Source organism: Pseudomonas sp. JL2, from assembly GCF_031570495.1.
GTDB lineage: Bacteria > Pseudomonadota > Gammaproteobacteria > Pseudomonadales > Pseudomonadaceae > Aquipseudomonas > Aquipseudomonas rhizophila.
In genome coordinates this window covers 12,610-26,401 of record NZ_JAKUDH010000031.1, presented here as the reverse complement: position 1 = coordinate 26,401, position 13,792 = coordinate 12,610, and the positions used below count along the sequence as shown (strand labels likewise).

General features: G+C 61.8%; 9 protein-coding genes. 1 reads left to right on the top strand and 8 read right to left on the bottom strand.

Translation table 11 applies throughout. The annotated features are described in order from the left end of the window. Positions 1-155: 155 nt before the first annotated feature. The 5 genes from MKS85_RS26490 to MKS85_RS26470 all read right to left on the bottom strand — a co-directional run bounded on the left by MKS85_RS26490 (position 156) and on the right by MKS85_RS26470 (position 7,009). Entirely contained in the window at positions 156-1,475 is a 1,320-nt protein-coding gene (locus MKS85_RS26490; RefSeq protein WP_047227120.1) for an MFS transporter, read from the bottom strand. A 297-nt stretch (positions 1,476-1,772) separates the two neighbouring features. Beyond that, a complete protein-coding gene (locus MKS85_RS26485; protein WP_188250906.1) occupies positions 1,773-2,918 on the bottom strand; it encodes a CfaE/CblD family pilus tip adhesin in 1,146 nt (381 codons plus the stop codon). Then, positions 2,915-5,602, bottom strand: coding sequence for a TcfC E-set like domain-containing protein (locus MKS85_RS26480; protein ID WP_076383661.1), 2,688 nt, complete (start codon positions 5,600-5,602; stop codon positions 2,915-2,917). The genes MKS85_RS26485 and MKS85_RS26480 overlap by 4 nt, the downstream gene beginning before the upstream one ends. Before the next feature lie 65 nt (positions 5,603-5,667). Beyond that, a complete protein-coding gene (locus MKS85_RS26475; RefSeq protein WP_047227118.1) occupies positions 5,668-6,165 on the bottom strand; it encodes a CS1 type fimbrial major subunit in 498 nt (165 codons plus the stop codon). 88 nt (positions 6,166-6,253) lie between these two features. Beyond that, positions 6,254-7,009 carry a fimbrial protein TcfA gene (locus tag MKS85_RS26470; protein WP_188250905.1) on the bottom strand — a complete coding sequence of 252 codons (756 nt, stop codon included), beginning with the start codon at positions 7,007-7,009 and terminating at the stop codon, positions 6,254-6,256. A 334-nt stretch (positions 7,010-7,343) separates the two neighbouring features. On the opposite strand from MKS85_RS26470, the gene MKS85_RS26465 reads away from it, so the two are divergent. Continuing rightward, positions 7,344-7,673: a hypothetical protein gene (locus MKS85_RS26465; RefSeq protein ID WP_139049252.1), complete on the top strand. Its 330-nt coding sequence runs from the start codon at positions 7,344-7,346 to the stop codon at positions 7,671-7,673. A gap of 118 nt (positions 7,674-7,791) precedes the next feature. On the opposite strand, the gene MKS85_RS26460 is transcribed toward MKS85_RS26465, so the two are convergent. From MKS85_RS26460 to MKS85_RS26450, 3 genes are all read right to left on the bottom strand, one after another. Beyond that, the gene (locus MKS85_RS26460) at positions 7,792-9,132 is read right to left on the bottom strand and encodes a sigma-54 dependent transcriptional regulator (protein WP_107321951.1); all 1,341 of its coding nucleotides are present in this window, start codon (positions 9,130-9,132) and stop codon (positions 7,792-7,794) included. Then, positions 9,125-10,891 carry an ATP-binding protein gene (locus MKS85_RS26455; protein ID WP_188250904.1) on the bottom strand — a complete coding sequence of 589 codons (1,767 nt, stop codon included), beginning with the start codon at positions 10,889-10,891 and terminating at the stop codon, positions 9,125-9,127. Before MKS85_RS26455 ends, MKS85_RS26460 begins: the two co-directional genes overlap by 8 nt. Positions 10,892-10,968: 77 nt before the next feature. Continuing rightward, positions 10,969-13,782: an RHS repeat-associated core domain-containing protein gene (locus tag MKS85_RS26450; RefSeq protein WP_188250903.1), complete on the bottom strand. Its 2,814-nt coding sequence runs from the start codon at positions 13,780-13,782 to the stop codon at positions 10,969-10,971. Between the last annotated feature and the right edge of the window lie 10 nt (positions 13,783-13,792).

The following is a 13,792-nucleotide window of genomic DNA, read 5'->3' as shown; positions in this document are numbered from 1 at the left end:
CATCACCGGCGTACCCGAACAGCGTTTTGGTGAGGATGAGGATGTAGGGCGGGCATTAACCAGAGATTAATGTCGGATAAATCTTCAGACACGAAGCACAAAAAAAGGGGCGAACCCGTACAGGTTCGCCCCTTTCGTTTTTGTGTGTGCGCAGGTCAGTCGGTCAAGATCCGCGAATGCTTGCGGGTGTCTTTCATGGTGATGTAGACCAGCAGCGACACGGCGATGCACGCCGTCACGTACCAGTAGTAGCCGGTTTCCATGCCGATGCTCTTGAACCACAGGGCGATGTATTCAGCGGTGCCGCCGAAGATCGATACGGTCAAGGCGTACGGCAAACCGACGCCCAGGGCGCGGATCTCGGTGGGGAACAGCTCGGCTTTGACCACGGCGTTGATCGAGGTGTAGCCGCTGACGATGATCAGCGCGGCCATGATCAGGAAGAACGCGCCCCACCAGGTCTGGATGGTGTGCAGGGTGGTCAGGATCGGTACGGTGAACAGCGTCCCCAGGATGCCGAAGGCGATCAGGATCGGCCGCCGACCGACCTTGTCCGACAAACCGCCGATCAAAGGTTGCAGGCACATGAACAGGAACAGGGTGGCGGCGGAAATGGTGGTGGAGTCGGAAATGCTCATGCCGACCGTGTTCACCAGGTATTTCTGCATGTAGGTGGTGTAGGTGTAGAACGCCAGCGTGCCGCCCATGGTCAGGCCGACCACAGTCATCAACTCTTTTGGATGGCGCATCAAGGTGCGCATGGCGCTTTCCTTGGCTTTTTCCTTTTTGGTGAACGACTCGGTTTCTTCCATGCCGCGACGCAGGTACAACGCCACTATCGCGCACAACGCGCCGATAGCGAATGGAATGCGCCAGCCCCAGGCATACAGCTCTTCGGTGGTGAGGAACCGTTGCAACACGATCAGCACGCCGAGGGCGATGAGCTGGCCGGAGATCAGGGTCACGTACTGGAAGCTGGAGAAGAAGCCGCGACGTTCCTTGGTGGCCATCTCGCTCAGATAGGTTGCCGAGGTGCCGTATTCACCGCCCACCGACAGGCCCTGAAGCAAGCGGGCCACTACCAGCAGGATGGGGGCACCGACGCCGATGGTTTCATAGCCGGGGCTCAGGGCGATGATCAGCGAGCCGAAGCACATTAGGTATACCGAGGCCATCAGCGCCGCCTTGCGCCCGGCGCGATCTGCGTACAGGCCCATCAGCCAGCCACCGATCGGGCGCATCAGGAAGCCCACGGCGAAGATCGCGGCGGTTTTCATCAGTTGCGCGGTGGAGGACCCGGCCGGGAAGAATACTTTGGCGAAGTACAGCGAGAAAGCGGCGTAGACGTACCAGTCATACCACTCGACCATGTTGCCGACCGAACCGCTGAAAATCGATTTGATCCGGCTGGCAGTGGTTCTTTCACGGGCGGGCGCGGCGGCCGACCCGAGGGGAAGGGCGTTGGAGTTATCCATTGAAGGATCCTTCGTTTAATTGTTTTTGTGGAGCGCGTGGGAACGCAGCCTGCCAGGGCTATAGCAGGAGCTGTGCCAGGTGGGAGAAGGCCGGTCTAGAGGGGTTTTGAATGCTGGGTGAGCGGATAGGCGCTCATTTTGGCGGTGGAATGAGCGGGAATCCGCTCATTCTGAAGGTCATCATGCTTGGCTGCTGGCCTCATCGCGAGCAGGCTCGCTCCCACATTGGACCTGCATACACAGAACCCTGTGGGAGCGAGCCTGCTCGCGATGGCGCCAGTACCGACACCCAAAGGCTCAGGGCGACGAGGTTGAAGGCGTGAACTCCAGGTTCAGCTCTCCCCGATATTGCCCGGTATTCTTGTCGATCTGCCGAAACTGCGGCGTCTCCAGGGTGATCGGCCAGGGCGTGCACACGACCGGGAAGGGGACGTTGGGCAAGCGCACGGCGCGGATATCGGCATTGTTGATACCGGTAAAGGTCACCGGTTGACCTGAGACATGCTGTGTCTCGCCCAGGTTGGCGGTGCGGGTGCGAACTCGGTATTCGATACGGTTACGTTCGTCCGTCCCCCCGGAGGTGTGCTTCACGAAGAAGCGCCCGGCCATGCCGGGTACGGGGTTTTTGTCGGTGACGCGCATTTCGAAACGCTGGCTGTTGGAGTTGTAGCCGTCGTAGAGGCAGGCATCGACGACAGCCTGGCCGGAGACGATACCTCCGGGGCCATTGATCAACGGGCGGGTGCGCAGGTTCAGGTCCACCTGCGGGGTGCTGATGCCGTGGGCGGGCAGGTAGATCTGCACGTTATTGTGATCGGTCACGTCCAGCTTGAAATCGACGGTGTAGATATGGGCGTCTCCGATTGGCTGCGAGTAGAACCTCCTGAGCTTCATGACCAATTGCGCCGTCCAGATGCCACCGGCAGGCAATTTGGCGAGTTCTGACCGAGGAATCCAGAGGGTGGAGGCCGTGCCCGTCGCATCCACTCCCTCGCAATTGCCATGTGATGTCGAGGTCAGCATCCAGGTGCTGGAACCCCACACCCCGCAGGGGCTGTGGATCGGGAGTCTGCGTGTAATGTTGCCTTTGACGGTCAGAACCACGGACAGTCGGCTGCGTTTCTCCGTGAAACGCAGCTTTATCTCGGTGGTGCCATATCTGCCTCCGGTGGTGGTCAGGCACTGGCCTGTTGCTGGATCGGTGTTGGACAGACAGACAAAATGCATTGTCTTATAGCCTGCGCCTGCCACGGGCTGTTCGTGCCAGCCATGGGTCATCCGCGTCCAGATGTAATGATCGGCGGGCGGAGTCGAGCGGTCGAATTGCAGCATCTCGGATTGATAGTGGTTGCCGGGATGGATGTCCCCGAGCGCCGGTAGCGCAGCGAACGCGCCAATCAATGCGCCAAGGCGACGGGCCCAACGGTGAAAGATCAGATTCATGGCTGGTTTCTCTTGTCTGACGATAACGCGGCGCTGCGGCGCGCGGTCCAGCGTTCCAGTCGGTCGGGGTCGCGCAGGTCTCTGGGCAGAGCGTCCAGGGTGGTGCTCTGGCAGGTCAGCGTGCCGACCTGGCGCAAGCTGCTGCGAGCGGTGGCCGACTGCACGGCGCAGGCATGCACACCGTTCAGGTCCAGGGCGAACAACGGTTGCGGGGGTTTGTTGAGATCGACGACGAAGCTGCCGTCCTCGGCGGTTTCCATCATCGCTGCGTTGAGGATGGCCGCCTGTGCCAGCGGTTGTCCCCGGGCGTCCACCAGGCGTCCGATGTAGGTGTAGCTGAGGCTGGACTCGATGCGCTGTACCGCCAGCTTGCCGGGTGGCAGGAACCAGTCGCGGCTGCCGTTGCCGACATTCACCGAGCTCAGGTTCTGGCGCGAGGCATCGGCATCGCTGATGCGAGTCTGGGAGACCTCGAAGCCATTGATCGGAATCAGCCGTTTCTCGCCGAAGCCGATGCTGGTCTGGGCGCCGTAGCCGCCACTGACCTTGGCCGCGGCGCCGGTGGCGTTTTCCATTGGCGCAGCGACGATGCCGACGGCGGCACCAGGGCCTGTGCCGCCCTGGCCGGGGCCCCAGAAGAAACCTTCGCGCCCCAGTGCCAGTGAGGAAGAGTGGTTGCCGCTGAGCCCAGGGCGTGAATCATGCCGGTCACCGCCGCGCTGTGACATCGCCAGGCTCGTTTCGCCCCAGCTACGTTCGAGTCGCCCGGCCAGTTCGGCGTCCCAGCGGCCCAGGTCGTCGTAACCCAGCCCGGTATTCATCTCGTTGCGACCTTGCTCGCTGTCCCAGACACGGGTGTGGGCCAGGCTGGTCCGGACGCTGTCGCTGGCGGCCTGCTCGCGGCGCGCGTCCAGGCCGACACTGGTCTGCCGGAAGCCACCGGATGTCGAGCGCTGGTTATGGGACAGACTGAGGCTCAGGTACAGGCCGTGGTCGGTCGGCCGATTGCCGCTCTGATTGCGAAACGCGCCCACACGGTGGGTGAGGTGGAACTGGCCCAGGCGATGCCCGCGGGAGAACCCCACCTGCAGGGTGCGGGCCCAGGTGGCGGTGGTCAGTTCGTCGGTCAGGTCCGGCTCGCCGGGCAACGTGTTCCAGTAGTAGGACGGATTCACCTGGGCATACCGGTTGTAGCTATAGCCGGCGGTGAGGGCGCCGCCGGCCAACGGCAGCGATGCGCTGGCCGTCAGCGATTCGTTGCAGCCACTCTGCTGGTAGGTGCGGCGGTTGTGCTCGCAGGACGGGCTGCGCAGCGAGTAGCGATAGAGGTTCCAGGACAGGCCATGGTTGAACGTGAACTGCTGGCTGTTGCCGCTCGCCCCGTCGTTGCCCTCCAGGAGGGCGGCCGACAGCGACCAACTGCTGGCGCCCAGCGTGCCGGCCCAGTCCAGGCGGCTTTCGTTGTAGAACGCGGTGTCCAGCCAGGTGATCGCGCTGGTGAGCGCCAGGTTATCGAGCAGCGGTACCCGCAGGCCGGTCTGGGCCACGGCGGCGGGATCTTGTTCGTACAGGGAATGCTCGGCCGTGCGCCCACCCTGTAAAAACCATTGCACGGTGTCATCCCCCAGGCCGTTGCCGTCGGTGCGGCTGAAGGGCACGGTTTCGGTACGGGTTACCTGGCCGTTTTCGATCACCCGCAGGGTCACCGGATAACTGCCGTTGGGGAAGGTCCGGGTGTCGACGTTCTGCACACCGGCATCCAGATAAGAAGTGGAGAGCAATTCTTCGCCGCGAAAGGCATCGACGCGGGCGCGTTGGGTCAGGATCAGGGAGATGGGCGTGCCCTGTCCGACGACGTCGCGATTGAGGTAGGCCAGGGTGGTGCCGACACGGGCACCGTCGATCCGGCCCAGGGGCAGCAGGCTGAAGTTGAAGTTGCCGCCTTCGGCGCTGGACAGGTTGCTCATGTCCATGCGTCCCGCCTGTGCGTAGTGTTCACGGTCGAAGTCTCGCCGGTAGTAGGCGTTGTTGAATTCCAGGTTGCTGTCACTGCCGCGCTTGTTCTGGTTGGCCTGATAGGTCCAGGTGAACCCCAGATGACTGTTTTCTCCCAGGCCGAGTGCGCCGAGGCCGCTGGCACCCAGGGCGCGGTAACTGTCGGACTGGGCGATATTGATGTTTTGCCGGTGGACGAGGGCATTCTCTGCCTCGCTCGGTGTATGCAGCCGCAGGGCCGAGGCCTCGTTGGTCGGCAGCCAGTCCTTGCGCAGCAGGACCTGGAGACGGGCGCCGGCCTCGTCGAGAATCACGGCCACTGCCTCGGTTTCGAGATAGCCGCAACTTGCCTCGCTGGCCAGGCCGTAGGAGCAGGCCAGCTGGCTATTGCTGGGCAAGGGCTGTGACAGTAATGGCAGCAGTTCCTGAGGCGAGGCCAGTACGCCGGCTTCCACCAGCAGGGCCGCGATGCGCTCAGGCTGCTTGAATTCGATCCGGCCGGGCTGGACCAGCACCGGGTGCACGCCGAGATTGCGGTTGAACAGTTGTAGTTCGAGCTGTTCCACCTGCCCTTCGACCAAGGCTTCGAAGCCGGCCGGCACCTGAGTCAAGGCGTCGGTCGCGGCCCAGGCGCCTTCGGCCAGCGCCCATGAAAGGGAGATGGAGATAGCTGTGAAGTGGCGTTTCATACGTGGCCTTGATGCAGGAAAGGGGGTACGACGACGCCGTACCCCCTTGGGAGGAACGGTTGTGTTTACGGTTGCTGAGTCAGCACCAGGCTGACGATGCCTTCATAGCGGCCAGCGTTTGCGATAGCGCCAACGGTGGTTTGCTTGATCTCCAGCATCTGCTCGATCGAGCCGCTGGTCGGGTCGCCACCGGGGAACAGGTCGGCCGCCGACAAGGCGACGCCGGTGGTGCTCAACGTTCTGCCGCCAAAGGTGACGGACAGGGGAACCGCGGTGGAAGCCGGGTTGGTCATGTTGGCCAGGACGGGGCTGGTGATCAGCCTGATGGTCATGTCCTTATCGGTGTCATTGCTGAAGACCCGCGTGCCCAGACGCGTGGGTTGCAGACCCGCACCCGGCAGGTAGCTCATCTCCATGGAGGGCGGCAGGGCACTGCCATCGGATTGGAGCAACTCCAGTGTCGGATCGACATCGGCATAGACCAGGATGCTTTTCTCAACCGCCAGGGCGGGCATCGAGACCAGTGCGGCCAGTGCCAACGGGGCGAATTTGAGCAGTTTCATGGGGTGTTTCCTCTTTTCTATGGGTGAACAGGGGCCCAGCCATGTGCAGGCACATGGCTCAGATTGAAAAATGTGAGGGGGGAGTGGGTTACGGCAGCACGGCCAAAGTCCGTGGCCGTTTGTCGTCGCTGGTCACAAAGCGCATGAGCAGATTGCCGCTTGTGCCGGATGTCTGGACAGGGAGCGTGCTGCCCGGATACAAGCTGCGATTGACATCGTTCCAGAGGCAGTCTTTTTCGCCCTTGACGTCGGTGCAGCGTCCGACCTGCAATACACCGATGCGCACGTTGCCGTCATTGCGTAGCGCGTCACCGCTTTGTTGCAAGCCGACGCTCATTTGACGGTCATCGGGCAGTAGGCGCACGAGCGCGCCCCAGATCAGGTTTACGCCGATTCTGGGTTGCGTGCCTTTCGGGTCGTCGTCTTCTGCCGCCAGATCTTGTGGAGCGGCCACTGGCTCGAAATAAACCCGGTAGACGGTTTCCTCGCTGGGCATCGCCTGCGCGATAATCCGTACCGTGCGGCTGGCGCCGGGAGCGAGTACCGTGCGTTGTGGCGACACGACGATACCCTTCGTATCGGCCGCAGACACTGGGCTTTCGTGTTCATCCGGCGTGCCCGGGCGCTGGATCTGGACCACACTGACCTTGATGTACTGCACTTTGTCCGACTTGGAATGTAGCTGGATCTGTCCAATACCATCCTGCTCGGCGCCGATCGTGCTGGTCATCGGATAAACCACCAGATTGGCGGTCGCCGGCGACGATAAGCCGAACGCCAGCATCAAAAGCGCCAGCTTGCCCAAGGCAGCCCAACGGTGGGTAAACGTTTGATTCAAATCCATGTCAGACCTCAAGTAAAAAAGCTAAAAACTCAACGTTATTCAATGCGTCTGCTGAAGCGCTCTTGCCTTCGATGAAGGTCGGTGACGAGAGGGAAGAGTCTCACGACTAGAGGCGAGCTATATTTACGACACTTCCTTTTGTGCTACAGATGCTTCTCTGTTCCATGTAGGAAATTTCCAGAGTAGATTCCAGCCCTGACGCTCCGACACGCTTGCTCCCGTGATTTGAGGTGACTTCCCGGGTGTACAGCGTCGGTACGGGCCATGGTGGTGACTCCTGTGAGGCGAAGATGATTGCTGTTTGTCCGAATTATTTTGGTGGGATAGTTACACCATGTCAATAGATTTGGTGGGATATATCCACGTTCGTCTGCGCGAGGAGATTGACCGTTGTGGGTTGTCATTGGCTGCGGCATCCCGTGCCGCTGGTGAATCCAGTCCGCAGCGTTTGAAAGAAGTGGTATCGGGGCGGCAGAAATGTCCGGCCGATCTGGTGGCCAAGCTGGTGGTTATCGGCGTGGACGCGCAGTACGTCTTGGTCGGTGAGCGCGCCCAAATCGCCAAGCCGCCATTGACGCCTGATGAGGAAATGCTATTGGAGGCCTACCGGGCACTGGACGTGGGCGACCGGAAACGAATGCTCGCCGGCTTGATTTCGGGCTAGCGGGCAGCCTCATCGCGAGCAGGCTCGCTCCCACATTTCGACCTGTGTACACATCACTTCTGTGGGAGCGAGCCTGCTCGCGATGAGGCCAGTACAGCCGCCACAAAAAACGCCAACCCTACAAAAACATCTCCCGGCTCAACCCATGCCGCTGCATCTTTTCATTGAAGGTGCGACGCGGCAGCTGCAATTCCTCGAGCACGGCTTTCACATCGCCCTTGTGCCGCGTCAGGGCGGCGCGCAGGCATTGAGCTTCGAAGGCTTCCTGCCGGGCGGCGAGGGATTGGCCCGGCTCCGTGTCGAGGACGCGGGGTTGATCCAGTCCCAGCAGGTGACGCTCGGCGACGTTGGCCAGTTCACGCACATTGCCCGGCCAGTCGTGGCCGAGCAAATGGCTCAACTGCGCACCGCTCAAGGGCACGGCGGGGCGACCCAGGCGTTCGGCGGCGTTGTGGGTGAAATGATCGAACAACAAAGGAATGTCCTCGCGCCGTTCACGCAATGGCGGCAGGCGCAGCTCGGCGACGTTCAGGCGATAGGCCAGGTCTTCGCGAAAACGTCCGGCGCGGGCTTCGTCGAGCAGGTCGGGCTTGGTGGCGGCGATGATGCGCAGGTCCACATGGATGCTCTGGTTCGAGCCCAGGCGTTCGAGCTTCTGTTCCTGTAGCACCCGCAGCAACTTGACCTGTTGAGCCAGGGGCATGCTCTCGATTTCATCGAGAAACAGCGTGCCGCCGTCGGCGTATTCGAGCTTGCCGATGCGCTTGCCCTGGGCGCCAGTGAAGGCGCCGCTTTCATGGCCGAACAGTTCGGCCTCGAACAGCGGTTCGGGGATGGCCGCACAGTTCAAGGCCACGAAGGGTTTGTTTGCCCTAGGACCGAAGTCGTGCAGGCAACGGGCGACCAGTTCCTTGCCGCTGCCGGTTTCGCCGCGGATCAACACGTTGACCGGCAGTGTCGCCAGGTCCAGCACCTGGCGACGCAGGTTTTGCAGCGCCCGTGAAACCCCAAGCAGTGTCCCATCGAGCTTGTCCTTGACGTCGGCCTGCTCGTGCAGACGACGGTTCTCCAATACCAGCGTGCGCTTGTCCAACGCCCGGCGCAGGCTGCCGAGCAGGGTTTCGGGCGTGAAGGGTTTCTCCAGGAAATCGTAGGCGCCGTCGCGCATGGCTTCCACGGCCATCGGCACGTCGCCGTGGCCGGTCAACAGGATCACCGGCAGATCCGGGTCGCGTCGGCGCACTTCGGCCAGCAGCTCCAGGCCGCTGAGCCCGGGCATGCGCACATCGCTGACAATCACCCCCGGGAAATGTCCTGGCAATTGCGCCAGGCATTCTTCGGCGCGACTGAACAACTGCACTTCAAAACCCGACAGGCTCAACCATTGCTCCACGGCGCTGCGGATGCTGGCCTCGTCGTCGACGACGATGACCTTTTTCAATGTGCAAGGGTTAAGCATGCAACTGCGCCTCCTGATCGATCGGCAAGGTCACGCAGAACTGTGCGCCGTTTTCATGGTTGTCCGCCGTCAGTCGGCCACCGGATTCATGAATGATTGCAAAGGAAACCGCCAGGCCCAAACCCAGGCCGTCGCCCACTGCCTTGGTGGTGAAGAACGGGTCGAATACCTGGCTCAGGTGTTCCTCGGCGATCCCGGTGCCGCTGTCACTGACCGTCAGGCGCCACAATTGCTCATCGGCTTCCAGGCGCACTTCCAGGCGTTTGAGCGGCTGGCCGGCCATGGCATCGAGCGCGTTGCGCAGCAGGTTGATCAAAACCTGTTCCAGACGGATTGCATCGCCACGCACCCACGCCGGGCGGGTCAGGTGCAGCACCGTACTGACCTGTTCGTCCCGCAGGCGTGTGTCCAGCAGTTGCAGTGCCTGATCCACCACCACCGCCAGGTCGAGGCGTTCGCGCAGGCCGCTGGGGCTTTTGCGGGCGAAGGTTTTCAGGTGGCCGGTGAGGGCGGCCATGCGGGTCAGCATGTCGTCCAGGGGTTTGATGGCTTTGTAGGCATCATCGACCCGGCCATGGTCCAGCAACAGGCGCAGGGTTGCCAGTTGCATGCGCTGGGCCGTCAGCGGCTGGTTGATTTCATGGGCCAGGGCCGCCGACATCTGTCCCAGGGCTGCGAGTTTGGCCGATTGCACCAGTCCGTCCTGGGCGGTGCGCAAATCCCGGGTACGTTCTTCTACCAGCCGTTCGAGTTCTTCACGACTGCGCTGGCGCAGCTTTGCCAGGCGCCAGCGCTGGTTGAGAAACAGCAACAGAAACACCAGGGCCAGCCATAGCCCGGCGGCGGCGAGCCCGGCGTTGCGACGGTCTTCGAAGGCGATCTGCGGGCGGCGCAGCAAGTGCAGCGTCCAGCCTTCGGTGGTCAATGGCAGGGACTCCCACAGGTAATCCACGGCACCGTCGGGGGCCTCGACCCGGGCCAGATGACTGTTGTCGTCAAAGCGTCGCAGCGGCTTGACGGCCAAGGGTTGCAGCGGTTGCTTGTCGTATTGGCGAGTGGCCTTGAGCTCGGCGTGGTCGCTGTCGGTCAACGGCTGCAAGTGGCGATAACGCCAGCCCTCTCGGTTGGCGATGAAAATGATGCCCCGGGCATCGCTGACCAGCAGGGTGTCGCTGCCCTGCCGCCATTCGCGTTCCAGCTCGGGAAACTCCAGCTTCACGACCATCGCCCCCAGGAACTCACCGTTGTCGTCGGTCACTGCGCTGGACAGGAAGTAGCCCGGAATGCCACTGGTCACACCCACCGCATAAAACCGTCCGGTGCCCTGGGTGCGGGTCTGGAGGAAATACGGCCGAAAGCCATAATTGTGTCCGACATAACTGCTGGGCAGACGCCAGTTGCTGGCCGCGACGGCCAGGCCGGTGTGGTCGAGCAATTCCAGTGTGGAAGACTTTGCGGCGCCGTTGATCTGTTCCAGTTTGCGATTCAGCGCGTCCTGTTGCGCGGTGCTGACCGGCCCCTTGAGGGCCGAGCGCAACTCGGGGTCCAGCGCCAGCACGGCGGGCAGGGCGCGGTAGCGCTCGATCAGGGTATGCAGGGAGTTGGCGTACAACGCCAGTTGCTGGTTCGCACGGCTGGCATCCTCTTCCAGTGCCTGGCGTTCGGCGTGCCGCACGGCCAGGGTTGCGGCAATGATGGCGCCGCTGAGGATCAGCAGGGTGTACAACGACAGACGCAAGGGACGAGGCATTGCCGGCATGTGACTGTTTCAAGGACTGGGCAGGGACAGGCACGATAGCATGCCGTCTGCCCGCGGTGATGCGCCTCGCTCCGGCGTTATCGGAGCATGCTTTGTGTCTTCCTCAAGCGGCCGATGGTTGCTTCCATCTCCCTTCTCAGGCTTTGAGGCGTGTCGCCACTGGACTGGCCGATTACTTTGCTGAGCGGTCGGTAGGTATTGACTGCGTCAAGTTCCGCCTCGGCAAACAGCGTCTCGATGTGGGCCATTTGTGCGTTCAATATTTCCACCATGCCGTTGATGTGCGCATCTGCCCGAGCGATTTTCTCCTCGGTCAGTTCATGGCTTGCGGCGCCAATTTCATGAATGATCTCAATGGTTCCCAAAACAATGCTGGTCACGGCTCCTATTTCGCTGGAGGCCACGGTTCCTGTCGCTTTCAGCGCGATCTTGGTGCCAGTGCTGGTCACTTCCTTTCCCGCTTTCAGGACGTTTTTCTGGGTGGGCGCGCTGACGGCGTGGGCCAGATCCCGGGCTTTTGCCTTGGCATAGTGAAAGAGGTCAAGATTCTTGTATTCGCCTTTCTTGACGATTTTTTCAGGGTCCAGTTTCCGGCTCTTGAAGTTGACCGCTGCGCTCAGGCTCAATCGTTCCAGCGCATAATCCAGGCCAACGCTCACCGCTTTGCTGGTGACGAACCCCAGCGCGGCGCCCATGACGATGCCGGGTGGTCCCGCCACGCTGCCCAGCGCCGCGGCGCCGAAGCCTACCGCGAGTCCCGTTCCGTAGCTGACAACCTGTGCACCGACGTGACTACCCACACGTACCGCAGAGGCCTGGGCGTGCGCTGTTGCCGAGCGATGGCTGGCCAGTTGAGTTTGCGCTTCGCTGGCTCTGCGTGAAGTCAGCTTCATGATGTCCGTGAACTTTTTGATCTCCCTGTCCAGCCGGTTATAGTTTTTCCAGCGTTGCCAATAGGCTGCGCTCTGCGCTTTTCTAGCGTCTCTCTGCGCCGGGGTCTCTAGTATCAACCCTTGGTAGTCGGTCAACGTCATCGGGTTATTGCCGACAAATCCATACAGATTCAACCCATCCACATCCCCCGCCGGGTCCGCACTGACCCAGCGCTGCAACCACGGGGCGTAGTAACGTGCGCCGTAGTAATACAGCCCGCTGCTGTCCATTTCCTTGCCTGAATAACGAAGGGTCTTGTAGTCGACTTCAATTCTGGAACGAGCGGCGTGCCAGGCGGTGCCGCCAAAGGGGTAGTAGTGCTCGAGGCTGATCAAGGCGCCGTGACGGTCCAGCTCCAAGGTGCTGGAACCCAAATGATCGTCGAGGGTGTAGCGCAATTGGTCGGCTTCGATGTCGCTTGGCTGGCCGGCTTCCCAATGCAGGCAACGAACACTGCCATGGGCCAATGCACAGGTGACCACGTGCAGTTGTTCGCCGTGGCTGCTGGTGCGGATTTCAAGGCCTGGCAAATATCGCGTTTCGTGGCGAGTGCTGGCGGTGGTGTGGGTCTTGCTGACCCGTTCGCCCTGGCTGTAGAGGCAGGTTTCGTCATCGTTCAGCAACCCGTTGTCGCGTTTGAGCAACGTGACTTTAGTGAGCTGGTCGCGGGCGTCCCACACCAGCGACTGCGCGCCGCGTTGCAGGTAAAGCTGGTTGCCATGGGCATCGAACAGCGCGTCGAAATCCGGCTCCGGATCGCCTTCGGTCCACTGCACGCCTCGGTTGCTGTGAGGGTCGATGCGCAGTGTCCGGGTGTGATTGTTGCCGTCGCGAACATGGCGCAGTCGGGTCAGGTTGTGGCTGGTGTCGTAGTCATACAGCTGGGTGTAGTTGAAACGGTGGCCGGGGTCGATGGGGACGATCGGCTCGGGTAAGCCGGGATGCAGCTGAGGTGTCTCGCCCTCGAAACCGCTGGCGCTGATCAAACGGTAGAGCGAGTCGTAGGTGAAGTCGCGATGACCGTCTACGCGCTGGTTGGCAAAGTACAGGGGGGCGACGGTATGGTCTTCGATACGCAGCACATTGCCCATGGGGTCATGGAAGTACGTCAGGTTCTGGAGCAGGGCTTGTCCGGATTTTCCGGTCTTGAGGCTGCTCAGTTGATCGTTGGCCGGGTCATAGGTCCAGCGGCTGGTCACGCCGTTGGCCGTATCCTGGCGCTCGATCTGGCCGGCGGCGTTGTAGCGGGCGTCCAGCAGAATCGGTTGTGGCGTGTCCTGGTCCCTGAGTTGCAGGTCCACCTGTTTGAGTTGCCCGCCGATGTCCAGCCGCAAGTAATGCCGGTGGCCAGCGGCGTCGGTCCGGCTCACGGGCGTGCCAAGGGCGTCGAGGGTCTGCTCGCAGATGTGGGGGATGGCATCGGCAAAACGGCGGACCTGGCGTAACGGCTCGCCCGTCAACCCGTAACTGTCCAGCTGCACCGTGCCGGAGGGATCGCTCTGCTCAAGCAATTGCCCGCGCAGGTTGTAATCGGCATCAGCCATGGCATCGGCGTAGATGAAGGTGTCGACTTCAGCCTGGCCGTTTTCCTCCAGGGCTATCGGGCGCAACTGAGGGTCATAAGTCACGCGCCAATGATGGGCGCGTTGATCCCAGCGCTGTCGGGATTCACCCGCCAGCCCCGGTAATGTCAGGCGCCATCCGGCATCGACGCTGTCGGTATGCAGCGGCTGACCGGTGAGGCTATGCAGCGTTGTCAGGTTGGGTTTGGGCGCGTGACCGAAGAGGCGAGGGTCCCACCGCTCGACGAGATGGCCGATGCTCTTGTGGTGCTGGCGCGATATCAGCGCGACGGCGGGGGGCGATGCCTGGTTGCGCAAGTAAGTGGTTTGCCGCACAGGCAAGCCACGGCCATCCACGGCAACGACGTCTGGAGTGCGCAAATGCACGGTACTCATGGGGCTCTGG